Origin of the sequence: Maritimibacter alexandrii, assembly GCF_005871115.1 — a bacterium.
Lineage (GTDB): Bacteria > Pseudomonadota > Alphaproteobacteria > Rhodobacterales > Rhodobacteraceae > Maritimibacter > Maritimibacter alkaliphilus.
Genome location: NZ_SWKQ01000002.1, coordinates 14,639 through 40,356 on the forward strand (window position 1 = coordinate 14,639; position 25,718 = coordinate 40,356).

Below are 25,718 nucleotides of genomic sequence, written 5' to 3' on the forward strand. Positions count from 1 at the left end.
CATATCAGTTCTCCATTCTGTCCGAGCGAATTGCGTATTCGGTGACGGTAAAGCCGAACGGGTTCGTCCAGACCTCATCAATCTGCCGCCGCTCTTCGGGCCGGAAGTCGAACATCAACGTGACCGTGAACAGGCCAGCTTGGACGCCCTGCTGCGACGTGAGCCGCTTGCGAAGGCGCACAGTGGCCCGGTTGTCCCCGATCCGGTTGATGCTCAGAATTTCAACGTCGAGCCGGGCATCCGGGCCGTAGACGTTGGGCGGATAGTTCTCGCTTGCGCTGTTCCAGAGCTGGCGCAGCGAGGCAGCGGCGTTGCCGTCCGACATTGCCAGCACCCCGCGAACGCGCAGGTCATTGTCGAGCTGGTTGTAAGTCTCCCGCTGCGTGACATAGCGGAAGACCGCAGCTTCAATGACCGCCTGATTCTCGGTGACGCGCACGGCCCCGACAGAGGCATTCGGCAGGGCCATGCCGGAATTGGGGTCGTAGGGAACGACAACCGGCGCAGGATCAACATCGAGGACCGCGACCGCCATTCCTCCAAGGCATCCCAACACGCCGAAACCCAAACCGACGAAGGCCAGCTTCTGCCAGAGCTTTTCACGGCGACGGGCACCGTAAATCAGCTCTTCCTCAATGATTTCTTGATCCTTAACCACTTGCCCGCCTCTCTTAGTCTGCCGAAAGATCGGGCATGGTGAAGTCCATGTAGCGATCTTCTTCCGCCCGATCCGCTGCTTCGATGACGCCGGCCTGGCCCTCGCCCACGGTGCCAACCGCGAGAAGCTGCATGATCGAGACAAGAATGATGCCGTTCTCAGCCACGACGCGCGTGTTGAGGTCGATGCTTTCCTTCAGGGTTTCCATGTCACCCGTCAGGTCCACGAGGCGGTCGATCCGCTCAAGCGACTGCCCGGCTTCGGTGTAGCTGTTCTGTGCGGCGGCAGAGACCATCGCGCCAGTCGTGGCTCGGGTGGCAACCCGTTCCGCGCCGCCATTGCCGCTGTTCGCCATTTCCGAAAGCGTGTCTTCATCGAAACCGTGTTCGGCCAGAACTTGCTCCATCTGTGTTCGGATTTGACTGGAACCGGAGCCAGTAAGGCCGCTCCAATCGCCTTGCTGGATCGCGGCGATGGTGCCGGTAATGTCGCCAAATTCTTGATCGAGCAGCCCGTTCAGCCAGTCTTCCATTTCCGTCGAAATGATCTCGGGAAGCTCGGCGAGGCCTGTCAGGGCGGCATAAGTGTCCTGAAGTTGCGCGTATTGCTCTTGCAGCGTTGTCAGTTGTTCCTGAAGCTGAAGCAGTTGATCGTTCTGAAGGATTTCATCTTCGATCATCTGCTGAAGCTGGCGGATTTCCTGCGCGATATTCTGCGTGTCCACGGTGGGAACGCCTTGCGCATAGGCAGCCGGTGCCGTGGTCCCGAGCAGCGAAACGGGCGCAACAGCGAGGCCGAGGCCGAGGAAACCGGCGGTTGCGATTTTGCGGATCACCGCGTTGATGTTCATCGACGGTTTCATCAGTCGAAATCCTCCATATTGAAGTCCATGAATTGCTGTTCTTGCTGGCGGTCGGCCGCGAGCGCGATCGACTCGGCGCTTGCCGGGCGTGCCCTGGCCGCAAGGAGCCGGGCCATGATGGCGCTGAGCCGCCCAAACTCGGCACGGGCATAGGTGTTCAGCGCCATAGCCTCCTGCACATCCTCGGTTTCGCTGATCCGCTGGATGATGCTTTGAAGTCGTCGCGCGGCAGCTTCGACCGTTGCCATGCTGTTGTTCGCGTAGAAACTGGCCCCGGCGCCGGTGAAGGAGAGGTTCGAGTTCGCGAGCAGCGCCGGGTCGATGGTGCCAACGGCATCGCCGCCGCCGCCACGCGCCAGATATTCGTTGTATTTCGCCGGGATCACCTGAACGTAGTGCTGCGTTTCCTGGAACGGCGGCACTCCCCCATAGTTCTGCACGTTGCCGGGACCGGCGTTGTAGGCAGCGAGGGCGTGGATGATGTTGCCGTCGAACATGGCAAGCATCTGCGCCAGATAGCGAGCGCCGCCTTCAACCTGCAAATACGGGCTGTCGTAATACTCGGGATAGATGCCGAGATCGCCGGCGGTGCCGGGCATGATCTGCGTCAGGCCAAAGGCCCCGACCGGCGACCGTGCGCCGATGGAGAACCGGCTTTCCTGCCAAATCAGAGCTTGCAACATGTAGCGCCATTCCCTGACCGAGAACCCCGCTTGATTGACACCCGAGCGGCCATGCGTTTCCTGCGCGACCTGGATAATCAGCTCTTCAACGTTCTTTGCCGCGTCCCCGAACATCTGCGCAGCGCTGGGGTTGCTGTCATCCGGGTCATAGACCACATCGGCCGACGCCTCGGGGTCTGCCCCATCTTCCAACGCGGAGACCATGCCCGGAATGCCCTGGCCGCCGAGGCTGGTTTGGGCGTCGAGGATCTGTTGCAGAATGGAGAGCTGTTCTTGCTCGATTGCCGCAATCTCTTCCTGCACCGCGAGCGTTTCGCGCTGCGTGGCGAGATCGCTTTCCCGATGAGCGTTCGACGCCTCGTTTCTGATAATCAGGCTACCGTCCACTGTGGGGACACCCTGCGCGATCGCGCTGGTTCCCCACAGGAAGGCGATGGCCGTCAGTGCAGCCGTCTTACCCATCACCAAGGCCCTCCGGGCCGCCGATCGCGGTAAAGGTGCAGGGTGCTGATTTGGTCGAAATCCGGGCCTGCGGTTGCGGTTCACTCGTAGGAAGGAAGGCCATGCTGTGACTGCTGCGCGTCACCGTGTCGAAACAATTCGCTTCGGACGGCCGATACTCGGCACAGCCAGCGACACCGAGAGCGGTCAGCATAATCAGGATTGCAGTAGGTTTCATTCGACCCTCCAAAAATCTTCACGCTGGCGGTAATCGGCACCCACCAACTGTTCACCTTTTTCCATCCCGCCGAGGACGGTTAGGAGCGGCCCGAGGGCGCTCAAATCTGCATTGATGACGACCGATCCCTGGTCATCTCGAACCAGCCCCATGCGGGACGCCGGGCTGGACGTGAGCAGCACGTCCAGTTCCTTGTCATGAAGGTTCAGCATCGCGTAGTCCGATGCCTTGGCCCGGATGTTCGGCAGAAGGATTTGCGTTGGCACCGCTTCAACGATGGTTTTGCCGGTGCGCGTCTGTTCGAGCTGACTGGCATACTGCGTCATCATCACGACGACCGCATTTTGCTTCCGGGCCGTCACGAGCCAGTTCGAGAGGCGTTCAGCGAAATAGCCGTTGTCGAGAGCTTTCCACGCCTCATCAATGACAATGATGGTTGGCTTGCGGTCCTCGATAACCCGCTCAACGCGGCGGAAGAGGTAGGACAGCACAGCCATCCGCTCTTTCTCGCTTTCGCTGTCGAGAATGCCGGTTAGATCGAAGCCAACAACTTCCCCGTCGAGTGAGAACGTATCTTCACGGTTCTGGCCGAAAATCCAGCCATATCGACCCTCGGCAGTCCATTCTTGCAGGCGCTCATGAAGATCACCGCCATCATCGGCCGAGATAAAAAGCGAGGCCAGATCGTGCCAGTTGCGCAGGTTCGCATCGCTGGCCGTCGCGTTCTGCCGAACCACTTGCTGAATAAGGTTCGTCTGCGCGGGGGTCAGCGGCTTGTCCGAACGATGGATCAGCGAGGCCAGCCAGTCGGAGAGCCATGCCTGCCCGCGTTCGTCAATCTCGGTCCACAGCGGGTTGAGCCCCGTCGCGTCACCGGCTTTGATCGAGGAATAGCGGCCACCGTTTGCGCGCACCGCCATTTCCATGCCCAAGCGATAGTCGAACACGAAAAGACGTGCCCCGGCCCGCCGGGCCTGCGTCATCAGGAATGCCGAGAGAACCGACTTCCCCGAGCCAGGACGCCCAAGGATCAGCGTGTGACCGCCGGTCGGCTCTTTGTCCGGGGAGCCTTGTTCATGGTAGTTGAAGGAGAATGCCGAGCGTTCCGGTGTGGGAAACATGGTGATAACCTTGCCCCACGGCACCTGGTCCGCTGTCTTGCCGAGCGGTGTCCGATGGAACGCGGCGAAGTCCGCGAAATTCCGGTTCGTCACCGCCCCCTTTCGGCTCCGCGCGTGCCCGTTGCCGGGGTGTTGGGCAAAGAAATGGGTGGCGCTGGCGAAGCCTTCTGCAATCAGGTTCACACCTTCGGTCGAGGCCGTGTTCTTGATCTCGCCGCCGATATTTGCCAGCTTTTCTTCGCTGTCCGCGAACACGGCCACCGACATATGGTGATCGCCAAAGCTCAGACGCTTCGATTCAAGATCATCGAGCGCGGTCGGCAGCTCTTCGAGCAGCGACACGGCGCCATCGTTAGCCGAGGCCCGAAGCCGCATCTGCCGCTTGATCCGCCCTGCCATCCAGTTGCTGTTGATGGGGGTGAAGCTGTGCGTCACGATCATATCGACCGGCAGGCTCAGCTCATCGAACATCGTGCAATGCGTCTTCTCGGGATAGTCCTTCACCGCGAAGATCGAGCCGATGCGCGGGCCGGTTGCCCCATCGGACAGAAAGAACTTGTCGCCTTTGAAGGTGACGCGCGTGTTCGCCACATTTTCGGCAACGATTGTCGTGCGGGCACCGCGATACAGCGGCAGCTCTTGGCCAGTGTTCAACGCGCCCAGGAAGCCAAGAAGCTCGCCCGAAGGCTCATTGAGCAGCCGGGGGTTCATGTCTGCGAAGGACGACATAAGGAAGCGAACAACCTCCTGAAGCCTGCCCATCCGCTTTTCCGTTTGCGCCCGCAGCAGCTCGGCCGACTTGGCCGCGCGCAGCGGCAGCTTAGAGCCGACAGCCGGGCGGTTCATGACGGTAAGCGTCAGCGTCTTGTCCCGCAAATGGCGCTGACCGAGAGCCTGCCGCCAGCGACGATCCACAGCCGCGGCGAAGCTATCGCCTTCGACCGGAACAAGATCGGGCGTGATCGCTTTTGAAACTTTGTGGACATAGAACGAGCATTCCGGCCCGATCCGCGCGACCACGGACGCAAAGAGCGCCCGTGTGCGGTCCAGATATTCGTCGTCGGTGGTGTTGCTGTTCACCCCGTCCAGACGGATGCACTGAAATAGTTCATTGCCCCGCGTCCGCACGGTCTTGTCGTCAACGAGGCTGATATAGGGCAGCATCGAGGCGAGCTTCACTTCACGCCCGAACCAGCCAGGCAGCAGGGACCGGGGGTCATAATTCGTATCACGGGGCATAGCTGTCTCCGCCGTGGATTTTGCGATTGAGGGTCGGGCGCGTGACCTGCAAGGCCGTCACCACCACGTCGAGGAAATTTTCGTCCCAATCCGCCGCCTTCCACAGCAGGGGATAGGCAGCCGCCGCGATAGCCGCGACTGCCCAATGCTGAAGCCAGACGAAGATCAGAACAGACCCGAAAAGCCAGACCATCGCATACATGATCGGCAGCCCGAGAAGTTTGGGAGGCCGGACAAGGCCAAGGAAAAGACGAGACTGTTCCGCCATCGTGCCAGCTCCTTACGAAGACCAGATTGCGGAAACGATGGTCGGTGCGGCAGCGATACCCGCGATTGCCACCACAACCCACATGGCCTGACGGAAATCGAGAATGCCGAAGAGCCACGACAGGAAAACACCGATCAGCGCCAGCGTGCCGATCACGATCCCAAGGGGGCCGGTGATCGCGTCCACGATGCCCTGAAGCACATCCTGGACTGGCGATAGGTCGATGCTTTGCGCCAGAGCGGGTTCTGCCAGCATCAGCAGAACCCCGCAGAGCGCGACGAAGACGTTAAGATTAGGCTTCATGAATGTTCTCCTTCGAGCCTGTTGAAAACTGCCAGCACGCGGCTGACGTGGTTTTGCGTCTCCCGATAGGGTGGGATGCCGCCATGCCGCTCCACCGCCTCGGGGCCCGCGTTGTAGGCGGCCAAAGCAAGTCGAGCGTCCCCAAAGCGGGCCAGCATCATCAGGAGATACCGAGCAGACCCGTCGAGGTTCTGTTGCCAGTCGTGGGGATCGACGCCGAGATTGGCCGCCGTCGCTGGCATGAGCTGCCCCAACCCGATCGCGCCAACATGGCTTCGGGCGCTCGGGTTGTAGGCACTCTCAATTTCAATGTTCGCTTGATAGAGCAGCCGCCATTCGGTCACGCTGATGTTCGCGCGGCGCAAAGCCGGATGGCTCGCGTAGCGAAGGGCGGTCTGGTCGATGGCATTCAGGATCGCGGGTCGGGGTGCCACGGCGCGAGGCGCCACAGCAGCCACCCGGAACGAACCGTCCCCTTCCTCGGCTGCATCCCGGTCACGGCCGAACAGCGTCAGCTCGTCGGAAGCCGATCCTTGGCCGACACCATCATTGTAATTTCGGGCGAAGTTGGTTTGCGGGGTGGAGGGTCGAAGCGATCCATCGCCCTCCATCACCAGCACCATGCCCTGAGCCAGAGCAACGGTGCAGGACAGCGCCAGAGCGGCGCTAGTCGTCGTCAGATAGCGTGTTGCCGTTCGGCAGAACGTGGAGGGCGCGGCCCCCTTTTCGCAGGGGGATGTGGATCGGATCGAAGCCAAACCCTTCGAGGAAGGAGATGAGGCCGTTCGCGGTCTTGAAGAGCCGCAATTGGATTTCCTCTTCCTGCTTGTTCCAGCGACGCCCCGGCACAAGCAGCTTCTCAACCGATCTGTCTTCGGTGACAGCCCGGATGAACCACTCCCCATACCAGACTGCATTTTTTCGGAACGCTGGGGTTTTACATACAACCTCAGCTTGATACCCCTGCTGCAAGAGGACCCTGAATTGCGTCTCTGTAACCACATTAGGCGCTTCTTTGTTTAGGTCTGTCCTCACGATCGGCGCTTTCCCTTCTGGTTAACGGACCGTGAACCCTTCTCGGGCTCTTCAGTCCTACGACATTATAAGATGGGGCGCAACATTGTAATGTTGCGCCTCGCAGAAAGTTCTGCTCTAAGGCACCAATACACATCACCAACCAAATTCCCAAGTGATCTAAAGGGACAGCGCAGGATGCCGAGAACGCAGCTACCGGCCTACATGCTTATAATGTCGTCTATTTTTTCGGCTTCCGGGGTGCAAGCAAATACCTGCTTTCCCCCTGAACGGCCCTTCGTTCCCGCCGAAATCGAGTCCGCAAGGGAGTATCGCGACCTGATCTATGACGACTTCCAGATCTACTTCGAGGACTTCAGCGTCTACCTGCAATGTCTCGATCAAGAGCGGGCGCGGGCCTTCCAGGAAGGGCAGGAGGTCAGTGAGGAATACCGACGCTTCTTCGATCAAGTGGTCTCCGACGACTGATACCTCTATAGTTGAGCGGGTTTCCGCTTGTGGCCGTCGATACCCTTACGGTCGAACCGAGCAGATGAACGCCTGCGAGAAGCTGGCGCGAACCGCCCTTGCCCCGGCCTGCAAGATGATTTTCAACCGGAATATGTTGCCAATCGGCCTGCATTCGCCCTATCACAAGATTATAAGAGTGCGCTCTTCCTTATAGCACCGCCATTAATCGAAGGAGATACCATGTTGAAGCTGCTCCGAACAACCGCACTGGCCTGCGCCGTCGCGGCGTCCAGCTTTGTCGCGGCCCCGGAGCGGGCACAAGCACAAAGCTATCAGATCGACTGTGCCATTCTGCTCTGCCTTTCGGGCGGCTGGCCAGCCTCAGAGCCTTGTGCTCGTGCCCGCGCAGAGTTCATTCGCAGGATCACACCCTGGCCGGTCGAGCCGCCCCTGCAAATCTGGCGCTGTCCGATGGGCGCGTCCTTCAACGTCGATCCGTCCGAGCTGAACCGGGCCCGCTTCTTTGACATTCTTATGCAGGACAGCGCCCCCCCGCCGCTGCAATCCTTTCCAAGCGCACCACTCACGGACGCCGCGCTTAAGCCGCAACCCGCCGTTCTTCGCCAGAGCGGCGGGGCTGCCCGGCGGTTGCCTGAAGGCTTCGCCCTGCATTTCGTGCAGGAAGGGGAATACAGCGACGACAACGGCACGGCCGACATCGACATCAGCGGGTCGGAGTTCGATTTCGTCCGTTCGATCCGCGTCTTCAATGTGACCTATGCCCGCCAGCGCGAGACCCGTGACGACTGCTCGCGCATGGCGAACGTCCGCATGGGGTCTTATGGCACCCAAGGAGACTTCTATTGGCGCAATTCATCGGTTGGCGCTTTGCCTGAAGCTCACACGGGAATGGAGCGGTTTGGCGAGAACTGCCCTGGCATCTGGCACCGTTCGGTTTTCGTGGAATGGCGTGATTATCAAGGCAACTATGGTTTCGAGCAGGTCAACTACTAAGAGTAGTGCCGAGGAAGGCCGTTCAATACTATAATTGCGACAGGCAACTAAAGAGAGTATGCCTGTCGTGAACGATCATAAGAATCGAACAGGCAAGGAGAGCAGACACCCCGAAAAGCAAACCCCCCGCAAGGCGGCAACCAAGCGAGGGGGGGTCTAAGAACCAAGGAATTGGCGTTCCGAACGGTCCAACACAATCTGTTTTCAGGACTGGTTCTACCACCCTCCCGACAGCCAAACAAGCAAAAAACGCACCTGTGCGAACAGGAGAACTTTGCCTTGCCGCCTTGTCCAACGAGCAGAAAAGGACAAGGAAATGAACCACTCACCACAAGTCGCGTTGCCGCAGGGCATGACCCGCCGCGACGTGATCGCGGTTATCAGCGAGATCGGACCCGACCTAAACCTGAGCGGCGCAGCAATCTTCGTGCTGACCAAGCTCATCGGCAGCACGAGCGAAAAGGACTGGATCGAACCCGGTGCCGATCCGACCTTCTACGGCACCCAGGAAACGATGGCCGAGCGCCTTCAAATGACCGCACGGCAGCTCCGCAGCCATGAGCGGAACTTCGAGCGCAAGAACATCCTGAAGCGTGACACCAAGGCGAACGGTGCCCGCGAAGCCGGGACCGGGCGGGGCTTGCTTTTCACCCCGCTCAAAGCCTGCTTTGCCGACCTGTTGGCCCTGCGCGACCAGAAGCGCGCCGTGACCAAGCGCATCAAGGAGCTGAAGAGCCTTCGCAGCGTTCGCTTGCGCCGGATGAAGGAAGCAATCGCGCGGCTCGCCCCCGAAGCACTGGAAGATGAGGCAGTCGCCTCGGTCCTCGCCCGGTTTGATGCCTGGCCGCGCTCCGACCGGCTTCATTCCCTCGGACTGGACCGCCTCGAAGTCCATGTCGAAGCCACTGCCAAGCTGTGCATGGAACTCGAAGAGATCATTGAAAACCTACCTAATTCTTCCTGTGAACCGGCAGAAACCTTCCGGTCCTTTATACAAGAGGACAACCAGCAGAATCCTTCTGTATCCTGTAACGCTAGCGTGGATGAAAGGAGCGCGGGCAAGCCCGCGCACACTGGATTCCTTAGATCGGGGCCTTCCGGCCCCGATATTTGCAGAGAAAATAAGTGTGAAGCGGATAGCGGTGTTATCAACCCCAAACTTGAGGCGCTTTTTGAACCGGAGCAGCTTTTCAAGCTCGCATCGCCCGACTTCCAGATGACCCTTCAGGCAAGATCCAATCAGATCACGAAGGAAACTATGATCGACGCCGCCCACGACATGCTTTCGCCGCTCGGGATCAACTATTCCGCATGGCGATCCGCGTGCGGCGAACTCGGCCGCCTCGGCGCCACCCTTTGCGTCCTGGTCCTCGATGCGAACCGCGACCACCCGCAAACCCCGGTGCGTAACCCCGGCGGTGCGCTGCGCGGCATGATCCGGGCGCACAAACGCGGCAACCTCAACCTCATCGGCAGCGTGATCGGCTTGCAGCGCCGGCGAGGATACTAGGATGCAGCGGTTAACCGTTCCGTCGATCCGACCGCGACGGATTGCAGCTATACATGCCAAGCTCCGCACCATCATCGCCGTGCGCGATGACCGTGCCGGCGATCGTTGCCCCGGCTGGCTCCAGCCCCCGCATTTCGACCTCGGCGCTGACGCCCTGGAACGTGCGCAGCGCCGCCAGCTCGCACGCCTCCACATCGTCAAACTCGGCCGTGATGACCTCGGAACCCGACTGCATGTTGAACAGCACCAAAATCAGGATGATTTTCATGTGAGACCCTTTCTACGAGAGAGGGCCGGCACCTCGCGGTCCCGACCCTCTTGGAGAACAGCGCATGACGCTTTCACCTTCCGCGACCATCGGCATCCCTGCCTGTATCGCAAGGCCATCAATATCATAATGATGGACTCAGAACAACAACATCGCGATGATTTCCGTCCTTTCATCTTCCCTGAAATATCCTCGGGGGAGCGCCACAAGGCGCGGGGGCAGACAGCCCCCACTGAACACTGTTTCCAACGTTTGGAGAACACAACATGACGACAGCACAGAAGGCCACGACTATAGGCTTCTTGATCTTCATCACCGGCACCGCTTTGGGTTTTGCCGTGCGCCACCAAATTGCCCTTCAGCATGGCAGAGCTTTCGGGGAAATCATCACGAGTATCTGCGCGAACGAAGGATATGCAGGTGCGCTGTTTCCTTTGGGTGATCCAGATCAAGCCCGTTGCATGTCCGAAGACGAATCTGCTGAGCTCAAAGCCGTCAATAATCTCTAATATAACCGTGTCCACAAAGGAACCGTTATGGAACATGCCTCTGGACCTGTCCAAAACTACCTTTCTCGGGTTTTGAACGCATGCTACTTTTCGGCCAGATATTTCGGTCACTCTAGGGACGTGTTCATTGCCTTCAGCTTTACCCCTCGCACCGGCCCAGGCCGACCCGCCCCGAACCTTTGCCTATGTTCGGGTTTCGACCGTCGAGCAGTCTGTCGCATCGCAGGTTCACGAGATCGAGGCGGCGGGCTTCCAGATGCCGGAATATCGAATCCTTACGGAGACGATTTCCGGCAGCGTCCCCGCGAAACAGCGCCCCCAGTTCGCGCGGCTGGTCGATCGGCTGGAACCGGGCGACATACTGGTTGTGACGAAGCTCGACCGCCTCGGCCGCGATGCGATCGACGTGTCATCGACAGTTGCGGAGTTGGCCAAAATTCCCGTTCGCGTTCACTGTCTCGCATTTCCTGGGCTGGATCTTACAAGTGCATCGGGAACATTGACCATGAATGTCATCAACGCCGTTGCTCAGTTCGAGCGTGACCTGCTTCGAGAGCGAACCCAGATCGGGCTTGCTGCCGCGCGGGCCAAAGGCAAACGCATCGGCCGCCCCCGCGCCCTTTCGACCAAGGCCGAAGAGGATGCGCGGGCCGCGTTGGCAGCGGGCGAATCCATTTCCAAGATCGCTAAACGGCTGGCAGTCAGCCGAGCGACCATCACGAGACTCCGCGACGATCAGCTAGCGGCACAATCAACCGACTGAGCCGCGATCTGCCTTTTCCCGACACCTTGCAGGACGATCCGCATCCTGTCGGCCGAGAAGGTTCGGATAAGTGCCAAGGCTTGATCTGGATCGCCCCTTAACCGGGTCTCAGCCCGACATCCTTAGTAGTTGGGCGTGTAATCCTCCGGTAGCATTCAGCTTTGAAATGGTGCAGTCTGACGCGAGCATGGTGTTAGAGCGGAGGCAGCGATGCAGGAACACCCTTTTGATAACGACTTTCATGTAACGCCCCAGCAGGTTGAGCAATTTCAACGTGACGGGTTTGTAAAGTTGGACGGATTCTTCAATCCTGACGTCGTGCATACCCTGCTCAATCGGGTTGAGGTGGAAATGAGCCGAGCGCCGGAGAACTTTAAAAGCGAGTTCAGCCGCCTCAAATACGATTTCGAGACCGAAAAAACGGATATCTATGAGCTGATCGCCCGGCCGTATTTTCGCAAGGCATTGACGGCGCTCGTGCAGAAGGACCTGTTCCTGACTTTCGAGCTCTGCTTCGAATTGGAAAAGAACATCAGCAAAGGATTCCCCTGGCATGTCGGCGTTCAAAGCTTTGGCTATCAGGTTGCCGATGAATTTGGCTGCACGATATGGGCAGCACTCCATCCCGTTCACAAGTCAGGCCAACGTGGTGGTATGGCCTACGTGCCTGAGCGGGTCGTATCTGGCAAGTTCATCTATGACCAGATCGAACCAGCCATGATTTCCACGCTCGAAGCCAAGGAACAGGCGGGCGAAAAGACGACCATGGATGACTATTTTGCCATGCGCTCGGGCATTCTCAATTCGCCCACCATGGCCGAAATCCTCAAATATCATCAGGTCGAGGATGACTTCGAGCCGGGCGATGTTCTCGTGTTCAACAAATATGTTGTTCACCGCAGTATAATGCTGGAGGATGGACCACTGCCGAAGCGAGCTGCCTTTGTGATGCGCTTCGTCGAGGACGGGTCGCATTACGATCTTCAACGCGCCCGGAACCTGGAATATCCGGCAGAAAAATACGGTCACAAAGCCTTCACGCGGTCCCATATGGAAATCGGTCTGCCAGACGGCTCGCTGTTGACCGACAGCGAGTATTTTACGGACCGGGACAAGCGCTTCGTGCGACGTGAGTTGGCTTAAGGGGGCAAACATGGAAACGCGTGATATCGTCTTTATCGCACTCTTCGCGGCCATCATGGCCGCGCTGGCGGTCTTTCCGCCGATCACCCTGCCCGTTGTCGGCGTTCCGATCACCGCTCAATCTCTCGGCGCCATGCTCGCCGGCGGCGTGTTGGGGGCCACACGCGGCGGCTTGTCGATGATTCTGTTCCTTTTGCTCGTTGCGATCGGGCTTCCCCTGCTTCCGGGAGGCCGTGGGGGCTTTGGTGTTTTCCTTGGCCCTACGGGGGGATATCTGATTGGCTGGATCTTCACTGCCTTCGTGGTCGGTTTCCTCGTGGAGCGCTTCTGGCATCAGCTTAACTACCTCAACGCCTTCCTGGCGTCGGTGGTGGGGGGAATTGTCGTGCTCTATGCGATCGGTATTCCCTGGAGCGCGTTCGTTGCCCAAATCTCTGTTTGGGCCGCCTTCGTCGGTTCCCTCCCGTTCTTCGTCGGTGACATCATCAAATGCCTTATCGCGGCTGCCGTGATCGTGATCGTAAAGAAGTCCTATCCGATCATTACGCCCCGCAAGCGCCAGGCCGCTACGACCGAGTAGGGGGCACATCAGCAATGCTCTCCTTCTCGCAAGTGGTTGTCGAGAAAGGCGACCGGCCGATCCTGAGCGATATCAACATAGATCTCAACGAAAAGCGCATTGGGATCATCGGACGGAACGGGTCGGGCAAAAGCACATTTGCCCGGCTCTTCAATGGACTGGAAAAGCCCAGCTCGGGTACGATTACTTTCGAAGGATCGACCGAGCTGAAGGAGTTGCGCCGAAAGGTGGGGTTCGTGTTCCAGAACCCAGACAACCAGATCGTCTATCCGATCGTGGACGAAGACCTCGCTTTCGGCCTGAAAAATCTGAAGCTGCCAAGCGCGACGATCAAAGAACGCATAGCCGAGGTGATGGCGCGCTTCCGGATCGAACACCTGAAAGATCGTCTCACACATCAACTGAGCGGCGGAGAGCGGCAGATGGTTGCGCTCGCCGGGGTCCTGGTCATGCAGCCTCAGATGATCGTTTTCGATGAGCCGACCACATTGCTCGATCTCTGGAACAAAAAGCGCCTCATGCGAGCGATTACGGACCTCAAGGAGCATGTTGTTCTCGTCTCGCACGATCTGGATTTGTTGCGCGAGTTTGATCGGGTCATCCACATCGAGGCAGGTCGTATCGTTGGGGATGGCGAGCCGAACGCCGTCATCGAAGACTATATCGCGAGATCAGCATGATCGTAGACCTCTATGTCTTCGGGAATAGCCCACTTCATCGCATATCGCCCGGCTATAAGATCCTGGCGCTCGTGCTCTTCTGCACCCTTCTATTCGTTTTGTCGGGATGGGTGCCCTTGGCTGTGGGCGCGATCCTGGTCGCCATAGGTTACTGGCTGGCTGGAATCGGGTTCTCACATGCCTATCGGGCGATCCGTCCTGCCTTGTGGATTCTTGCCATCATTTTCATCGCGCAAATCATTCTCGCGGGGCTCGAACTTGCTGCTTTCGTTGTCGTGCGCTTTGGAATCTTGATCCTCGCGGCGTCGCTCATCACCATGACGACGAAAACGAGCGAGTTTGTCGACGGCATTCAAGCGGGGCTCAAACATGCTCCTTCCTGGGTGCCGGCCGATCACATCGCCCTCGCCATATCCCTTGCGCTCCGATTCATCCCACTGGTGCGCGCAACGCTGGACGAGGTGCGCATGGCGCAGAAGGCCCGGGGCCTTGATCGTAGCGTGAAGGCTCTCCTTGTCCCATTGGTCGTCCGGACTTTAAAAACTGGGGATGAAATCGCCGAGGCGATCCAGGCACGGTCGCCGCTTTAGCCGCGCGTTCCTTCCAGTTCGCAGCCGGCAAAGTCGTCTTCTGCCAGCCGCGTGCAGAGTTCATGCCACTGGCATTCAATGCAGGCCCTTCGTGTTATTCCGCTGCGAAACCATGATCGCATCAAAGCAATGGTTTGGTTGTCGAAGCTGAGAATGGTACCGGGTTCGATTACGATACCGAGCTTGTCACCGACATCTCGCGCAGCGGTCAGATCTCGGGCCGTGACGGACGCGTTATGGCAATGTGGCTCGGGGTCTTCCGCGATCACACACGCGCAGAGTTCATCGGGGCCTGCGATGATTTTGACCGGGGTTCCCTGGTTGATGGCTCTGGCAACAGAGTGAAATTTGGCTACAAACCCTGGTGAGTAGCCCTTTCCAGCAAACGTCAGCATGCACAGCAAATGGTGCGCGCGCAGTTCGATCACGATGCCTTGCCCCTCTGGTGCTCAATCCCGATCACCACGGCGGCAACAGCGGCCGACTTGATGATGCCCCCCAGGATGAAAGGAAAGAAGCCATTTTCGAGCGCTGCGCCTATGCCGATCGACGTGCTCAACCAGAGCACGCCGAGCCCGAGACAAATGATGTGCCCTGCGATACCTGCCAGGAATACCCACCATGCCCGATAGGCAAACCCCTGGCCCTGCCGTCTGGAAACCAGGACGCCGACAGTGAGGGCGGCAATGGGAAACGCGAAGAGAAATCCGGCGGTCGGTCCCGCAAAATGACCGATGCCGCTTGCGCCACCCGCAAGCACAGGCAAACCGATAGCGCCGCAGAGTAGCCATATAACGGTCCCGACAGCGCCGAGTAGCGGTCCCAAAACGGCCCCCACAGTCAATACCATAAAGGTTTGAGCCGTTATAGGGACGGGTACCATCGGAATTTCTATGTGGGACGAGATGCTGAGCAGTATTACGGCCGCGCCAACCAAGATCAGCGCCCCCTCACGTCCAACGATAATAGGACAAGCTTGGCCCGTTCCAATTTGCATCTAGTTCCCCTTGCTCCCGTTCCAACCAATAGTCCCGACGGTACCACTTAAGCATGAGCGGACAAAGCGGTTCGGCTGCCCATCATCTTTCCTGAAATATCCTCTGGGGGAGCGCCGTAAGGCGCGGGGGCGAACACATGCCGGGGTGGAAGCTGCGAAGGTTAAGGGCAAACGTCTCGGCCACCCTCGCGCCCTTTCGGCCAAAGCCGAAGAGTAAACGCGGGCCGCGTTGGCGGCGGGCGAATCCATTTCCAAGATCGCGAAGCGGCTGGCGGTCAGCCGCGAGACCATTACGCGACTCCGCGACGATCAGCTTGCGGCTCGGTCAACCGTCTGAGCCGCGATCCGCCTTTTCCCCGACACCTTGCAGAGCGATCCGCATCCTGTCAGCCGGGAAGGTCCGGATCAGCGCGGCGGCTTGATCCGGATCGCCTGACAACCACGTCTCATAATCGGGAGCTTCGATGATGACCGGCATTCGCCCCTTCGCGTGGATAGGCCGGATCAGCTCGTTCGCTTCGGTCGTGACCACGGTATGCCGAAGCTCCGTCTCATCCTCTTCGATCAGCTCCGGGTTTTCCCCGCGCCAGAGCCCCGCGAAAGCAAAGGGTGGCCGTCCATCGGGATCTTCGCCGGTGAGCGCAAACCAGTAATCCGTCGCCGGCTGCCTGCCCTTGGTCTCGTTGAAGCTCGTGACTGGGACCAGGCAACGCCGATCCTCATAGCTGCCTCGCCAGAGACCGCTTTTTCGCAGCTTGTCGTCGCGCGCATTGTTCCAGGCGGCGGGCTTGATCGGCTTGCCGGTTTTCTTCGACACCTGCGGCGTAAGAAATCCCCATCGCATTTCGATCAGCTCGCGCTTTCCGTCAGCATCGAGGCGCACCACCGGCGCCAGCCCCTTCGGGAATATCGCCGGCCTCGGTTCGGCGTTGCCGAGCCGATCAAGGTCGGCCGAGACCTGAAACAGCCGACGCATGGCTTCTGCCGTGGCGATGTTCGCATAGAGATTGCACATTCCGCGCCCCTACAGTCCGGCCCATCCTCGGATCATCTTCGCCACGCGCAGGGCCTCGGCCCGGCGCAGGCTTTGATTTTCGATCCGCAGCGCCTTGAAGAAGGCACCTGTCAGCATCGGCCCTTTCTCGATGTTCTTCCGAACATAGAGCATGGCCGCGAGAAATTCTTCTGTTTCCACATCTCGATCCGCGCAATCGGCCGCGGCCGTCTCGACAAGGGCAAGCACCTGGCGCAGCTCGCCCACGATCAGAATTTCTTCTGACCAATTGCCGCCGAAGGCCACGTTCCGAAGCTGATCCTTGCGTTCTACCATGAGAACAAAATAAGAACATATGGCATTTCTCGACAAGCAGGATCGTGACGCATGACCCCGATGCGGTCTCTATACATTGATATGAATAGCTTTTTCGCCAGCGTGGAGCAGCAGGCCGATCCGTCGCTGCGCGGTAAACCTGTCGGCATTACCGCTATCAGCGCCGAATCGGGAGCCTGTGTCGCGGCGTCCTATGAGGCCAAAGCCTTCGGCGTCAAAACCGGAACGCGCGTCTACGACGCGCGCCGGTTGTGCCCAGGCATCATTTTCCGCCCGAGCCGCCACCGCCTCTACGTTCGCGTGAACCAGAAGATCGCCGGCGTCATCGACCAGATCGCAGAGCTTCAAGCCGTCCGCTCCGTCGATGAATTTCAGGTCGCCCTCGGCGGCCAGACAGCGGAGCTGTCGGCCGCGCTCGATCTCGGCCGCCGGTTGAAGGCCGCAATTCGCGAACAGGTCGGATCGGAGCTGCGCTGTTCCGTGGGCATCGGGCCGAACCACCTGCTTGCGAAGATCGCGGGCAAGCTCGAAAAACCGGACGGGTTGCAATGGCTTGCCCCGGAAAACATGCCCGACCGTATCGCGCATCTGTCGCTTGACGATCTGCCGGGGATTTCGCACGGCATCAAAGCCCGGTTGCAGCGTGCAGCCGTTTGGGGCGTCGCGGAACTCTATGCGCTCGATCCTCGCCACGCCCGGCAGATTTGGCGCTCCGTCGAAGGTGAGCGTTTCGTTCGAGCCTTGCAGGGCATGGAGATTCCGCTCTTGCCGACGCAGCGAAACGGCTACGGCAACTCGAAGGTTCTCGCTCCGCAGTATCGTCGGCCCGATGCCGCGCGACCGGTTGGCCGATGGCTGACTGAAAAAGCGGTCGAGCGAATGCGCCGTGACGGATTTTGCGCCCGGCGGTTTTCCCTTATGATCCGTCTTCCTGAAGGCCGCGGTTGGTCTCGCGCGAAAACCCTGACGCCGAGTCAGGATTCCGCGATTTTCCTGAAGCTGTTCGAAGCCGAATGGGTGCAGTTTCGCCACGAGCGTCACGGCTATGTGCTGTCAATCGGCGTTCACCTGGGCGAAGTCATCCCGCTTTCCGAACGGCCGGGCGAGCTGTTTCTGCCGCTGGCGCCGGGTGAGGCGAACAAGCGGGAAAAGCTGGCGGAAACCATTGACCGGATCAATCGCCGGTTTGGTCAGAGAGTCGTCAGCTATGGGGTGCATCAGGATCATCCGGGATTCTTCGAGAAAGGGTAGTTTCATGACGAATCCCGGTCGTTCGTGACCTCGTGCGGTTGCTCGAGGACACGCCCGCCCAGGACCGCGCCCTAGGCTTCGGCCGGCAAGCGGCCTGCGCCCCGAGCCTTTCCCCCTGCCCGTCCCTGCGCCAAGGTGCGCCGCCCGCCGTCTCGTCCCGAGCCACCGGGCGGCGCGGCGCATGGTCCTGTCAGGGGGCCAGTCTCGGCCCATCCGGGTAACGGTCGCTTTCGCAGCAGCGAAAGTGACTATCCATTCAAAGCGGCATCTCCAAAGTGGCCTTGACTGTGGAGACAACGATGGAAGTCCGGAATTTCCTGACATTCTTATCAGCGAAGAAAAACCGCTGCGTAAAGGCTTCATAGTCTTGAATGTTTTTCGCTACGACGATCATGACGAAGTCCGAGTCCCCTGCGATACAATAGAAATTTGTGACGTGAGGGTCGTTTTTGGCCTTCCGCTTGAAGGTTTCCGTCTGTTCGACGCTGTCCCGCTCAAGATCCACCGAGACAACTGCCGTAATCCCAAGGCCGAGGGCCTGTTGGTCGAGCAATGCGACCTCCCGTTTGATGGTACCGGCCTCGCGCATGGCGCGAAGTCGGCGCTGAACAGAAGCGGTGGAAGCGCCCGTTCTTTCCGCGAGTTCCTGGATCGTGATCCGTGAGTCGCTTTGAACAAGAGCAAGAATTTTTCGATCCAAACCATCCATGATCGAGTATGATCACATGCCACATATAAAGTGTAATGAAAAATCGATATTGGGGGAAAAAAGCTATATGATATTGATATAATCCACCAAATTATGCGGTTTATGTACACCGCAGCAGTCACCAAATCTGGCTTCGTTGCCATCCTCCCCCTGGCCGTGGGTGCCGCCCTCTACGGGTTCGCCTTCGGGTTCCTAGCTGTTCAGTTAGGCGTACCTTGGTGGTCAGTCCCTGTCATGAGCGGGCTGGTCCATGCCGGATCGGCGCAGATAGTCACAGTTGACCAGTATGCTGCGACATCAAGTGTCGTGGGGGCAGTCTTCGCAGGGGCTATTTTGAATCTGCGCTACATCGGAATCATTGCTTCCATTGCCGACATGCTCAAGGGGATGCCGCTTTGGGCGAAGCTCATTTCTATCCATATCACCAGTGATGAAAGCTGGGCGTTAACGGTCTCCGAAGCAAACAAAGACCGATCTATCGGCGCACGCTTCCTGGTTGAAGCCGGGGCGGTAATGATCCTGACCTGGGTGACATCGACGACTATGGGTGCCATCGCTGGTTCCACAGTGCCGGATCTTGAGAAACTTGGCCTGGGTTTCGCCTTTACGGCTGCGTTCATTGCTATGGGCCGAGGCATGTGGCGGGGCCGGTCCGACCTAGCCCCTTGGGCTGTCACGTTCGCGATTGCTATTTTTGCTTCCCGATTGGGATTTGCGACAGCGAATTCCATCGTCATCGCAACGATCGGGGGACTGCTTTTCATGCAGTTACTGCGCTTCGTCAGGAGGCAGAACCATGAACCATGACATTCTGTATCTGATTGGGGGGCTGGCAGTCGCTACCTATGCGATCCGCGTGCTTGGCCTGGTCACGGGGAACATGATCCAGAGGTCCCGCTTCGCTTGGGTGCTCGATGAGCTTCCAGGGCTCTTGATTGTGGCGCTCGTTGCCTCATCCCTGTCCAGCATCACTCAAGTTGGATGGCTGGCTGCGGCGATCACCCTGATGATCGCGATTTACACCAACAATGTCGTGCTGACCATGATCGGGGGCGTCATCACTTTCGCTTTGGTCAGTAACCTACTGTAAAAAAATACTTTCGGAGGCTATGATGGACTACGCCGAACACGATTTTGAAAGTAAGCGTCCGGTGATGCCGCTGTTTCAGGCTTTTTCGGGCTGCCAGTTCCAGGGCATGAGTTCGTCGATGCGATTGATCTTGTGATCTGGTAGACGTTGGAGGACCCATGTGAGCCATGCCTCGGGATCGACGCTGTTCAGCTTGCAGGTTTCCATGAGCGTGTAGGCGATTGCGGCGGCGTTCCCGCCCCCGACAGACCCCATAAACAGATAATTCTTTCTTCCCAATGCAACGGGTCGCATTGTCCTCTCGCAGGTATTGTTGTCCAGTTCGAGACGCCCGTCACTGAGATAGCGGCGCGCTTTCGGCATGCGGTTCAGCGCATAGCGGATTGCTTCGGCCAGTTTGGTTTTGCCCGAGATCTTGCGCAGCTGTGCCTGCAGCCAAATCTCCAACGCGTCAAAGACCGGCTTGGCCTTGGCCTGCCGCAGGGTGACGCGCTCTTCCGGGGATTTTCCCCGCGCCTCCTTCTCGACAGCGTAAAGCTCCGCAATCTGTTTGATCGCCTGTTGGGCAATGGGGGAGCCAGTGCGCTCGACCTCATCGACAAATTTGCGGCGCACATGGACCATGCAGGCCTGTTCGTCAGCCTTGCCCTCGCCAAACAAACCATTGAAGCCCGCGAAGCCATCAGCATGTACCGTGCCGGTATACCCGGTAAGGTGATTGACGGGGTGCTCGCCCTTCCGGTCGACGCTGAACTGATACCAAGCGCAGGGGGGCGCTGCCCCGCACCACGGGCGTTCGTCCCGGACGTAGCTCCAGAGTCGAGCGGTTTTGGTCTTTGTTGTGTTCGCGCGCACCTGCAGTTTTACGGGGGTATCGTCTGCAAACAGGGCTGGCCCCGCCCGGACCAACTTGCCAATGTGCTCCGCCAAGGGTTCCAGCAGAGCTGTGGTGCGCCCGACCCAGTCGCTGAGCGTGGAGCGATGCAGATCGACGCCTTCGCGGGCGTATATCTTGGACTGCCGCTCAAGCGGCAGGTGATCACAAAATTTGCCGACCAGCATGTGCGACACGAGGCCGGGACCGGGCCGCCCGCGTTCAATCACGCGCGACGGCAATGGGGCCTGCGCGAAGGCTTCACAGCAGGTGCAGGCCATGCGGGGTCGGATAAACCGGCGCACCACGAAGTGGCCGGGGATATAATCCAGCTCTTCGGTCACGTCCTCGCCCACTTGGCGCAGAGCACCCCCGCAGTCGTGGCATGCCTCGCCCGGCGACAGAACCTCATCGTGCCGATCCAGGTGGTCGGGCAGTGGCTTGCGGCTGTGCTGGCGCTTGTTGGGTGGGCCTCCTTCATCACCGGGCGGCTGCTCGGTGTGGTGATCCTCTGCAGCCTGCGCGATCTCGTCGTCTTCCAGCAGATCGAGAGCCAGTTGATCCATGCTCTCTGACTTCGAACCGAAGCGCGCCTTGCGGTGACCGTGAAGCTCAGCCTTCAGCTTCTCGATCTGGTAGGCCTGAGATTGGATATGCTGGAGCATTTGCGCGCTGACAGAGCGCAGCTCGTCAGGATCTTTGGGCAGGGATTTGAAGGCGTCCAGCATGGTGCAATCCATACCAGACCGCCCTATGGGAGGGAATGCAAAACAGCGCCAAAGCCCATGTATTGTGGGGTTTTATCCCTATCCCGCAACCAGCGGTCGCCAGGTCTTCTGCGGCGTTCGCCAGTCGATCCCCTCAAGCAGCATCGACAGCTGTGAAGGGCTCAGGCTGACCTTGCCCTCCTTGGCTGCAGGCCAGACAAAACGACCCCGTTCCAAGCGTTTGGTAAACAGGCAGGCCCCCTGGCTATCCCACCAGATGATCTTCAAAAGGTCGCCTCGGCGGCCACGGAAGACGAACATGTGACCGGAATACGGGTCCTCGGCCAGAACCTGTTCGGCCTGCGCCGCAAGCGTGTTGAAGCCACGCCGCATGTCCGTCACGCCCGCGGCCAGCCAGACCCGCGTGTTGCTAGGCACTGGAATCATTGCGCCAGACCCTCGACCAGCGTCAGCACCGCCGACAGCGCGGTTGGTCCCTCCACCAGAATGCGCCGACCATCTGACAACGCGATGTCGACCCGTTGCACCGTGACGGGAGCTGTTGGAGAAGAGCGCGAAATGTGCGGCGCTGGCGCTGCCGTCACGCCCGCGACCTCAACTGGGAGAAACACTGCGTCCTCGGGCTCGGGCAGCTCTGCAGCCTGACCTTCCGACGCAAACCCAGGATCGCGGAGCCATTTGTGGATCAGATTGGTGTTCATCGCGTAGCGACGCGCAACCTGCGCAACAGAAACCCCAGGCACCCGCGCCTGCGCGCAGATCGACCGCTTCTCATCATCCGACCAGAACCGCTTCTTCTGACCCTTCTTGCCCGCCATCGCTCACCTCAAGATGTACACCATCAATGGTGGACATCTAGCAGGCACTCTATCTCCCCGTCAGAGCGGGGACACCGGACAGATACTTTTGAAATACGCAAGGATGTTCTTCGCCAGCTCAAGCATTTCTCTGAGCCCAGCAACGTCGCCGCCGTCCGCACCCTCGCGTTTGAATATGCTCTCATCGCAGGGTCGATTTATCTGTGCGTTGGAGTATCCTATTGGTTCTATCCGCTTGCCATCATTATCATCGGGTCTGCGCAGCGCACCTTTGCCAATATTCTTCACGAGGCTGCGCATTTTCACTTTGCCAAGAACAAACTGCTCAATTTCCTGGGCGGGACGGTTCTGACGTCTTACCTGATCTTCCACATGTTTACGCCCTATAGAAATTCTCACGTGGGATTTCACCATCGTCATTTCGGCGACCCGGAAGATGACCCAGATTACAATTTTCACATTCTGCTGGGCCTATACGAGGCCAAAGAAAGCCACAGCCGGTTCATCTTGAAGAACCTCGTTCTGGCTCTGATCGGGTATCGATCCTGGGAGTATATCAAGTATATCTATCAGGACCGCATTCTCTTCACGAAGGACAAGATTGTCATCCGCATGCCGATCTCGGTCACGAGCGACCGGATCATGTTTGCTGCGACCTGGATCGTCGTCTTAGGACTGGTGACCTGGTTCAACATCTGGCTCGAATTCCTACTTTTCTGGATCGTACCGTGTTTTACAACCTACATCGCGATCGGTTGGTGTGCTGAACTCGCGGAGCACTACCCGCTGCCGGAGTCAGAGAATAAGCGCCTTCTCATGACGCGTAACCGCCATGGTTGGGCAGTCGAGAATTTCCTCTTCGGCCGGCACTATGATCGCTACCACTTGGTGCATCACATCTTTCCGACGATCCCCTTCTACAACCTCAAGAGGGCGCACGAAGTGCTCCTTGAGGACCCGTCCTATCGGAAGTGGGATGCAATGTGGGGCGGCATCTTCACGCGGAGACATCCTGAAGAAGAGACGCTGATCTCCTACGTCAGAAAGTACAAGGATGAAATCTCGCGCGAGGAACGCGATCCAAATCGACCGAGCTTTGCTCAGCGCATCCTTCTCCAACATCCGCTGGCACAAGGAGCCTGATTTATGACCAAGCCAGAATTCCGTCAAGCTTCATCGCAAAATCTTCATGCTTTGCATCAGGATGTCGCAAAGGGTCTCAGGAAAATCGCTGCTCACCCTGTAATCCGTGAGAAGTTCTCGGCCGACCCATTCATCAAGCAGTTTTTCACCGAAACGGTGGCGCGATACATCATCGGCAAGTCAATGTCCGAAGCCGCCGATAAGTTCGACGTTTTGTCAGTAAAGGGATACCTCGCCGGCGTCGAGTTTGTTGGTGAGGAGATATCCGATGGCGGTCAGGTCGAGCAGGTTGTGGAGGAAAACATCCGCTTCCTCTTACATGCGCGCGGGCGCCCGTTTTCGGATGGGCTACAGCTTGGCTTTGATCTTTCCAGTGTCGGCATGCTTATAAGCCGCGAACTCGCGATGACGAATACGGCGCGCATTGCGAAGGTGGCTGCCGAGCAAGGTGCCACGATTATGATTAGCATGGAGCGCAGCACCCAGACCGACACCATTCTGGATGCTTTTCACCAGCTGGCCCCTTCGCATGAAAATCTTGGTCTGACTATCCAAGCCTACATGCATCGTACCGAGGTTGATCTGCCCAAGCTAATCAAGACCAGGCGTAAGATCCGCCTTGTGAAGGGTGTCTATGATGAGCACTCGTCGCTGACGCTGCCGCGCGGGAAAGAGCTGGATGTTCGATATGTGGAATGCATCGAGAAGCTCGCCGAGGCCGGGTCTCGTTTCGCTGTCGCAACGCATGACCCTGCCATCATCGACATGTTGAATGCCCGCGGCCTCCTGGATGCGGCCGAAGAGCTGGAGGGGCTACATGGATGTAACCCAAGTCTTTTCCACACACTGAACAACGAGGGGCATCGGTGCCGCATAACCGGCGTTTACGGGGAAGAATGGCTTCTTCATTTCTTGCACCGGCTTGCCGAGCATCCGCCGAATGCCCTGCAGGCGCTGGCAGATTTCTACAACCCAGACCGGGTTGTCTTCGGCGCGGACTACTGAAGATGACGGCACTCACCTCACCGCGCGTTCCAACCGCATATCTGAACATGGCCGGATCGGGGCCCGTTTCTGATGAGGTTCTGGCCGCAACTACGACATACCTGAAAATCGAGCAGCAGGTCGGGGCCTATGACACTGAGCTCGATCATCACGTCGAGCTTGACGAGCGCGTCTACGAAAATCTTGGCACCCTCTTAGGGTGCGTTGCGGCTGACATCGCGATCTTCGACAACGCTACCCGGGCGTGGACGGAAGTCGTGAGCCGACTTTCGTTTAAAGGCGCGCGCCGCATCCTTACAACCGAATACGAATACGCTGGGAACCTTCAGTATCTGAAGGATCTCTCGGAACGGGAAGGACTCGAACTGATCACGATACCCTGTACTGATAAAGGTGAAATCGACCTAGAATGGCTGCAATCAAACATGGGAAATGACGTTGGGCTCGTGTCCGTCGTGCATGTTCCATCTTGCTGTGGCATCATAAATCCTGTTGCGACCATCGGTGAAATCCTCTCGGGATACCAAGCTGTCTACATCGTGGATGCCTGCCAGGCTGTTGGTCAGGTTCAGATTGATGTCCACGCAACCGGTTGCGATGTGCTCACTGGTGCCGGGCGTAAATTCCTGTGCGGCCCCCGGGGCACCGGGTTTGCCTTTGTCTCAGCACAGCTGAGAGCCAGGATGTCTCCCGGATTTGTCGATCTTCACCTTTCTGATATCAAAGCCGATGGCCGGATCGAAAAAGACATGGGAAATGCGCGCTTCCTCGAAATGGGGGAGCGTAATTGCGGGGCCATCATCGGCTTGTCACGGGCCATCGAGGAGGCTCTGCATGGCGGGGATCGGCTAAACGATGGCATTTTCCGAATTCGCGAAGGCGTTTCCGCTCTTGAAGGGGTCATACCGATCGATCCTGGTAGGAACCGTGGAGGTATATTTTCGTTTCGTCATAAAAAGATTCCCGCCGAAGAGGTGGTGAGGAACCTCAGAGAGCACCGGATTGCTGCCTGGCGCATAAAGGGGTCTCATACCCCGCTTTATATGCTTCCCAGAGGACATATAGAGGGAGTGCGGTTGTCATCCAACAAGATCACAGTCGAGCATGCAGATTTGGTGGTGGCGGCGTTGAAGGATATGCTTGCTTGAGGACTGTCCTGAGGCACGTAGTTTGCCCCGACGCCTCGTTCAATTGAACTTCCTGTGCGGAAATCCCCGCAGACTAGGCTAGCCTCGCGCTGGCCTTTTTTTGGGCCTTGGACGATAATCTGTGATCGCCGCGCTCGCGCGGGGATCACACTGGCAGGGGGGATTCGGGCAAGCCGAACGCCCCCTGCATCCTTGGGCCAGGCCGCGCGAGCGCGCCCTGTCCGTATCGGGAACCGCCGGTTCCCCCACGCAAGCCCCATGAGCGGCGTC

The 25,718-nt window shown here is 58.6% G+C and carries 34 protein-coding genes; 16 read left to right on the forward strand and 18 right to left on the reverse strand.

The window, feature by feature from the left end:
* Nucleotides 1-4: 4 nt before the first annotated feature.
* The 9 genes from FCT00_RS00315 to FCT00_RS00355 are packed head-to-tail and all read right to left on the reverse strand — an operon-like array spanning nt 5 to nt 6,815.
* Nucleotides 5-658: a virB8 family protein gene (locus tag FCT00_RS00315; protein ID WP_088716868.1), complete on the reverse strand. Its 654-nt coding sequence runs from the start codon at nt 656-658 to the stop codon at nt 5-7.
* A 13-nt stretch (nt 659-671) separates the two neighbouring features.
* Nucleotides 672-1,520 (reverse strand): type IV secretion system protein, encoded by an 849-nt coding sequence (locus FCT00_RS00320; protein WP_231017864.1) that lies wholly within the window; start codon nt 1,518-1,520, stop codon nt 672-674.
* Entirely contained in the window at nt 1,520-2,665 is a 1,146-nt protein-coding gene (locus FCT00_RS00325; protein ID WP_088716869.1) for a lytic transglycosylase domain-containing protein, read from the reverse strand. Before FCT00_RS00325 ends, FCT00_RS00320 begins: the two co-directional genes overlap by 1 nt.
* Nucleotides 2,658-2,882: a hypothetical protein gene (locus FCT00_RS00330; protein WP_127562614.1), complete on the reverse strand. Its 225-nt coding sequence runs from the start codon at nt 2,880-2,882 to the stop codon at nt 2,658-2,660. Before FCT00_RS00330 ends, FCT00_RS00325 begins: the two co-directional genes overlap by 8 nt.
* Complete coding sequence (locus FCT00_RS00335) at nt 2,879-5,242, reverse strand: VirB4 family type IV secretion/conjugal transfer ATPase (RefSeq protein WP_074647468.1); 2,364 nt, start codon at nt 5,240-5,242, stop codon at nt 2,879-2,881. The genes FCT00_RS00330 and FCT00_RS00335 overlap by 4 nt, the downstream gene beginning before the upstream one ends.
* Nucleotides 5,232-5,510: a type IV secretion system protein VirB3 gene (locus FCT00_RS00340; RefSeq protein ID WP_074647467.1), complete on the reverse strand. Its 279-nt coding sequence runs from the start codon at nt 5,508-5,510 to the stop codon at nt 5,232-5,234. Before FCT00_RS00340 ends, FCT00_RS00335 begins: the two co-directional genes overlap by 11 nt.
* A gap of 12 nt (nt 5,511-5,522) precedes the next feature.
* Complete coding sequence (locus FCT00_RS00345; protein WP_074647466.1) at nt 5,523-5,813, reverse strand: TrbC/VirB2 family protein; 291 nt, start codon at nt 5,811-5,813, stop codon at nt 5,523-5,525.
* Nucleotides 5,810-6,436: a lytic transglycosylase domain-containing protein gene (locus FCT00_RS00350; protein WP_074647465.1), complete on the reverse strand. Its 627-nt coding sequence runs from the start codon at nt 6,434-6,436 to the stop codon at nt 5,810-5,812. The genes FCT00_RS00345 and FCT00_RS00350 overlap by 4 nt, the downstream gene beginning before the upstream one ends.
* Before the next feature lie 43 nt (nt 6,437-6,479).
* Nucleotides 6,480-6,815, reverse strand: coding sequence for a hypothetical protein (locus FCT00_RS00355; protein WP_088716870.1), 336 nt, complete (start codon nt 6,813-6,815; stop codon nt 6,480-6,482).
* Nucleotides 6,816-7,061: 246 nt separating this feature from the next.
* Between FCT00_RS00355 and FCT00_RS00360 the strand changes: the two genes are divergently transcribed.
* The 3 genes from FCT00_RS00360 to repC all read left to right on the forward strand — a co-directional run bounded on the left by FCT00_RS00360 (nt 7,062) and on the right by repC (nt 9,822).
* Complete coding sequence (locus FCT00_RS00360) at nt 7,062-7,316, forward strand: hypothetical protein (protein WP_088716900.1); 255 nt, start codon at nt 7,062-7,064, stop codon at nt 7,314-7,316.
* Between the two features lie 222 nt (nt 7,317-7,538).
* Entirely contained in the window at nt 7,539-8,312 is a 774-nt protein-coding gene (locus FCT00_RS00365) for a hypothetical protein (protein WP_088716871.1), read from the forward strand.
* Nucleotides 8,313-8,628: 316 nt separating this feature from the next.
* Complete coding sequence (repC, locus tag FCT00_RS00370; protein WP_088716872.1) at nt 8,629-9,822, forward strand: replication initiation protein RepC; 1,194 nt, start codon at nt 8,629-8,631, stop codon at nt 9,820-9,822.
* Nucleotides 9,823-9,832: 10 nt separating this feature from the next.
* On the opposite strand, the gene FCT00_RS00375 is transcribed toward repC, so the two are convergent.
* Entirely contained in the window at nt 9,833-10,090 is a 258-nt protein-coding gene (locus FCT00_RS00375) for a hypothetical protein (protein ID WP_088716873.1), read from the reverse strand.
* Between the two features lie 266 nt (nt 10,091-10,356).
* Here FCT00_RS00375 and FCT00_RS00380 point away from each other — a divergent pair, with 266 nt between their 5' ends.
* The 6 genes from FCT00_RS00380 (at nt 10,357) to FCT00_RS00405 (ending at nt 14,355) form a co-directional block, all read left to right on the forward strand.
* Nucleotides 10,357-10,599: a hypothetical protein gene (locus FCT00_RS00380; RefSeq protein ID WP_088716874.1), complete on the forward strand. Its 243-nt coding sequence runs from the start codon at nt 10,357-10,359 to the stop codon at nt 10,597-10,599.
* Between the two features lie 127 nt (nt 10,600-10,726).
* The gene (locus FCT00_RS00385) at nt 10,727-11,362 is read left to right on the forward strand and encodes a recombinase family protein (protein ID WP_231017865.1); all 636 of its coding nucleotides are present in this window, start codon (nt 10,727-10,729) and stop codon (nt 11,360-11,362) included.
* 210 nt (nt 11,363-11,572) lie between these two features.
* Complete coding sequence (locus FCT00_RS00390; RefSeq protein WP_088716875.1) at nt 11,573-12,505, forward strand: phytanoyl-CoA dioxygenase family protein; 933 nt, start codon at nt 11,573-11,575, stop codon at nt 12,503-12,505.
* 10 nt (nt 12,506-12,515) lie between these two features.
* Entirely contained in the window at nt 12,516-13,085 is a 570-nt protein-coding gene (locus tag FCT00_RS00395; RefSeq protein WP_088716876.1) for a biotin transporter BioY, read from the forward strand.
* A gap of 14 nt (nt 13,086-13,099) precedes the next feature.
* Nucleotides 13,100-13,765: an energy-coupling factor ABC transporter ATP-binding protein gene (locus tag FCT00_RS00400; RefSeq protein ID WP_088716877.1), complete on the forward strand. Its 666-nt coding sequence runs from the start codon at nt 13,100-13,102 to the stop codon at nt 13,763-13,765.
* The gene (locus tag FCT00_RS00405) at nt 13,762-14,355 is read left to right on the forward strand and encodes an energy-coupling factor transporter transmembrane component T family protein (RefSeq protein WP_088716878.1); all 594 of its coding nucleotides are present in this window, start codon (nt 13,762-13,764) and stop codon (nt 14,353-14,355) included. Before FCT00_RS00400 ends, FCT00_RS00405 begins: the two co-directional genes overlap by 4 nt.
* Here the strand turns inward: FCT00_RS00405 and FCT00_RS00410 are convergent.
* On the reverse strand, nt 14,352-14,783 hold the full coding sequence (locus FCT00_RS00410; RefSeq protein WP_088716879.1) for a DUF1284 domain-containing protein: 432 nt from the start codon (nt 14,781-14,783) through the stop codon (nt 14,352-14,354). The genes FCT00_RS00405 and FCT00_RS00410 overlap by 4 nt on opposite strands.
* The gene (locus FCT00_RS00415; RefSeq protein ID WP_088716880.1) at nt 14,780-15,352 is read right to left on the reverse strand and encodes a biotin transporter BioY; all 573 of its coding nucleotides are present in this window, start codon (nt 15,350-15,352) and stop codon (nt 14,780-14,782) included. The genes FCT00_RS00410 and FCT00_RS00415 overlap by 4 nt, the downstream gene beginning before the upstream one ends.
* A gap of 229 nt (nt 15,353-15,581) precedes the next feature.
* Between FCT00_RS00415 and FCT00_RS21800 the strand changes: the two genes are divergently transcribed.
* Nucleotides 15,582-15,689 carry a helix-turn-helix domain-containing protein gene (locus FCT00_RS21800; protein WP_121497624.1) on the forward strand — a complete coding sequence of 36 codons (108 nt, stop codon included), beginning with the start codon at nt 15,582-15,584 and terminating at the stop codon, nt 15,687-15,689.
* On the opposite strand, the gene FCT00_RS00425 is transcribed toward FCT00_RS21800, so the two are convergent.
* Nucleotides 15,678-16,367, reverse strand: a complete 690-nt coding sequence (locus FCT00_RS00425; RefSeq protein ID WP_088716881.1) for an SOS response-associated peptidase — start codon at nt 16,365-16,367, stop codon at nt 15,678-15,680. The two genes, FCT00_RS21800 and FCT00_RS00425, sit on opposite strands and share 12 nt — an antisense overlap.
* Before the next feature lie 9 nt (nt 16,368-16,376).
* Complete coding sequence (locus FCT00_RS00430; protein ID WP_133066463.1) at nt 16,377-16,652, reverse strand: hypothetical protein; 276 nt, start codon at nt 16,650-16,652, stop codon at nt 16,377-16,379.
* 81 nt (nt 16,653-16,733) lie between these two features.
* Between FCT00_RS00430 and FCT00_RS00435 the strand changes: the two genes are divergently transcribed.
* Nucleotides 16,734-17,933 carry a DNA polymerase Y family protein gene (locus FCT00_RS00435; RefSeq protein ID WP_088716883.1) on the forward strand — a complete coding sequence of 400 codons (1,200 nt, stop codon included), beginning with the start codon at nt 16,734-16,736 and terminating at the stop codon, nt 17,931-17,933.
* 256 nt (nt 17,934-18,189) lie between these two features.
* Here FCT00_RS00435 and FCT00_RS00440 read toward each other — a convergent pair whose 3' ends face one another.
* Nucleotides 18,190-18,642 (reverse strand): Lrp/AsnC family transcriptional regulator, encoded by a 453-nt coding sequence (locus FCT00_RS00440; RefSeq protein WP_088716884.1) that lies wholly within the window; start codon nt 18,640-18,642, stop codon nt 18,190-18,192.
* Between the two features lie 102 nt (nt 18,643-18,744).
* Between FCT00_RS00440 and FCT00_RS00445 the strand changes: the two genes are divergently transcribed.
* Entirely contained in the window at nt 18,745-19,449 is a 705-nt protein-coding gene (locus FCT00_RS00445; protein WP_088716901.1) for an AzlC family ABC transporter permease, read from the forward strand.
* The gene (locus tag FCT00_RS00450) at nt 19,439-19,732 is read left to right on the forward strand and encodes an AzlD domain-containing protein (RefSeq protein ID WP_088716885.1); all 294 of its coding nucleotides are present in this window, start codon (nt 19,439-19,441) and stop codon (nt 19,730-19,732) included. The genes FCT00_RS00445 and FCT00_RS00450 overlap by 11 nt, the downstream gene beginning before the upstream one ends.
* 75 nt (nt 19,733-19,807) lie before the next feature.
* Here the strand turns inward: FCT00_RS00450 and tnpC are convergent, their stop codons facing one another.
* The 3 genes from tnpC to FCT00_RS00465 form a co-directional block, all read right to left on the reverse strand.
* Nucleotides 19,808-21,334 (reverse strand): IS66 family transposase, encoded by a 1,527-nt coding sequence (tnpC, locus tag FCT00_RS00455; RefSeq protein WP_138421432.1) that lies wholly within the window; start codon nt 21,332-21,334, stop codon nt 19,808-19,810.
* Nucleotides 21,335-21,412: 78 nt separating this feature from the next.
* A complete protein-coding gene (tnpB, locus tag FCT00_RS00460; RefSeq protein WP_088238992.1) occupies nt 21,413-21,760 on the reverse strand; it encodes an IS66 family insertion sequence element accessory protein TnpB in 348 nt (115 codons plus the stop codon).
* Nucleotides 21,757-22,077 (reverse strand): transposase, encoded by a 321-nt coding sequence (locus FCT00_RS00465; RefSeq protein ID WP_407943646.1) that lies wholly within the window; start codon nt 22,075-22,077, stop codon nt 21,757-21,759. The genes tnpB and FCT00_RS00465 overlap by 4 nt, the downstream gene beginning before the upstream one ends.
* On the opposite strand from FCT00_RS00465, the gene FCT00_RS21635 reads away from it, so the two are divergent.
* From FCT00_RS21635 to FCT00_RS00480, 3 genes are read left to right on the forward strand one after another with little or no spacing between them, the layout of a single operon-like run.
* Nucleotides 22,015-23,295 (forward strand): fatty acid desaturase family protein, encoded by a 1,281-nt coding sequence (locus FCT00_RS21635; protein ID WP_138421434.1) that lies wholly within the window; start codon nt 22,015-22,017, stop codon nt 23,293-23,295. The two genes, FCT00_RS00465 and FCT00_RS21635, sit on opposite strands and share 63 nt — an antisense overlap.
* Before the next feature lie 3 nt (nt 23,296-23,298).
* A complete protein-coding gene (locus tag FCT00_RS00475; RefSeq protein WP_088716887.1) occupies nt 23,299-24,300 on the forward strand; it encodes a proline dehydrogenase family protein in 1,002 nt (333 codons plus the stop codon).
* A 2-nt stretch (nt 24,301-24,302) separates the two neighbouring features.
* Nucleotides 24,303-25,448: an aminotransferase class V-fold PLP-dependent enzyme gene (locus tag FCT00_RS00480; RefSeq protein WP_157903889.1), complete on the forward strand. Its 1,146-nt coding sequence runs from the start codon at nt 24,303-24,305 to the stop codon at nt 25,446-25,448.
* Nucleotides 25,449-25,718: the final 270 nt, after the last annotated feature.

What these genes read in the sequence shown, in the direction of transcription:
- FCT00_RS00320 (WP_231017864.1), bottom strand. Translation starts at nt 1,520, where the DNA reads ATGAAACCGTCGATGAACATCAACGCGGTGATCCGCAAAATCGCAACC.
- FCT00_RS00325 (WP_088716869.1), bottom strand. Translation starts at nt 2,665, where the DNA reads ATGGGTAAGACGGCTGCACTGACGGCCATCGCCTTCCTGTGGGGAACC.
- FCT00_RS00330 (WP_127562614.1), bottom strand. Translation starts at nt 2,882, where the DNA reads ATGAAACCTACTGCAATCCTGATTATGCTGACCGCTCTCGGTGTCGCT.
- FCT00_RS00335 (WP_074647468.1), bottom strand. Translation starts at nt 5,242, where the DNA reads ATGCCCCGTGATACGAATTATGACCCCCGGTCCCTGCTGCCTGGCTGG.
- FCT00_RS00340 (WP_074647467.1), bottom strand. Translation starts at nt 5,510, where the DNA reads ATGGCGGAACAGTCTCGTCTTTTCCTTGGCCTTGTCCGGCCTCCCAAA.
- FCT00_RS00345 (WP_074647466.1), bottom strand. Translation starts at nt 5,813, where the DNA reads ATGAAGCCTAATCTTAACGTCTTCGTCGCGCTCTGCGGGGTTCTGCTG.
- FCT00_RS00350 (WP_074647465.1), bottom strand. Translation starts at nt 6,436, where the DNA reads ATGGTGCTGGTGATGGAGGGCGATGGATCGCTTCGACCCTCCACCCCG.
- FCT00_RS00360 (WP_088716900.1), top strand. Translation starts at nt 7,062, where the DNA reads ATGTCGTCTATTTTTTCGGCTTCCGGGGTGCAAGCAAATACCTGCTTT.
- FCT00_RS00365 (WP_088716871.1), top strand. Translation starts at nt 7,539, where the DNA reads ATGTTGAAGCTGCTCCGAACAACCGCACTGGCCTGCGCCGTCGCGGCG.
- repC (WP_088716872.1), top strand. Translation starts at nt 8,629, where the DNA reads ATGAACCACTCACCACAAGTCGCGTTGCCGCAGGGCATGACCCGCCGC.
- FCT00_RS00375 (WP_088716873.1), bottom strand. Translation starts at nt 10,090, where the DNA reads ATGAAAATCATCCTGATTTTGGTGCTGTTCAACATGCAGTCGGGTTCC.
- FCT00_RS00380 (WP_088716874.1), top strand. Translation starts at nt 10,357, where the DNA reads ATGACGACAGCACAGAAGGCCACGACTATAGGCTTCTTGATCTTCATC.
- FCT00_RS00390 (WP_088716875.1), top strand. Translation starts at nt 11,573, where the DNA reads ATGCAGGAACACCCTTTTGATAACGACTTTCATGTAACGCCCCAGCAG.
- FCT00_RS00395 (WP_088716876.1), top strand. Translation starts at nt 12,516, where the DNA reads ATGGAAACGCGTGATATCGTCTTTATCGCACTCTTCGCGGCCATCATG.
- FCT00_RS00400 (WP_088716877.1), top strand. Translation starts at nt 13,100, where the DNA reads ATGCTCTCCTTCTCGCAAGTGGTTGTCGAGAAAGGCGACCGGCCGATC.
- FCT00_RS00405 (WP_088716878.1), top strand. Translation starts at nt 13,762, where the DNA reads ATGATCGTAGACCTCTATGTCTTCGGGAATAGCCCACTTCATCGCATA.
- FCT00_RS00415 (WP_088716880.1), bottom strand. Translation starts at nt 15,352, where the DNA reads ATGCAAATTGGAACGGGCCAAGCTTGTCCTATTATCGTTGGACGTGAG.
- FCT00_RS00425 (WP_088716881.1), bottom strand. Translation starts at nt 16,367, where the DNA reads ATGTGCAATCTCTATGCGAACATCGCCACGGCAGAAGCCATGCGTCGG.
- FCT00_RS00435 (WP_088716883.1), top strand. Translation starts at nt 16,734, where the DNA reads ATGACCCCGATGCGGTCTCTATACATTGATATGAATAGCTTTTTCGCC.
- FCT00_RS00440 (WP_088716884.1), bottom strand. Translation starts at nt 18,642, where the DNA reads ATGGATGGTTTGGATCGAAAAATTCTTGCTCTTGTTCAAAGCGACTCA.
- FCT00_RS00445 (WP_088716901.1), top strand. Translation starts at nt 18,745, where the DNA reads ATGTACACCGCAGCAGTCACCAAATCTGGCTTCGTTGCCATCCTCCCC.
- FCT00_RS00450 (WP_088716885.1), top strand. Translation starts at nt 19,439, where the DNA reads ATGAACCATGACATTCTGTATCTGATTGGGGGGCTGGCAGTCGCTACC.
- tnpC (WP_138421432.1), bottom strand. Translation starts at nt 21,334, where the DNA reads ATGCTGGACGCCTTCAAATCCCTGCCCAAAGATCCTGACGAGCTGCGC.
- tnpB (WP_088238992.1), bottom strand. Translation starts at nt 21,760, where the DNA reads ATGATTCCAGTGCCTAGCAACACGCGGGTCTGGCTGGCCGCGGGCGTG.
- FCT00_RS00475 (WP_088716887.1), top strand. Translation starts at nt 23,299, where the DNA reads ATGACCAAGCCAGAATTCCGTCAAGCTTCATCGCAAAATCTTCATGCT.
- FCT00_RS00480 (WP_157903889.1), top strand. Translation starts at nt 24,303, where the DNA reads ATGACGGCACTCACCTCACCGCGCGTTCCAACCGCATATCTGAACATG.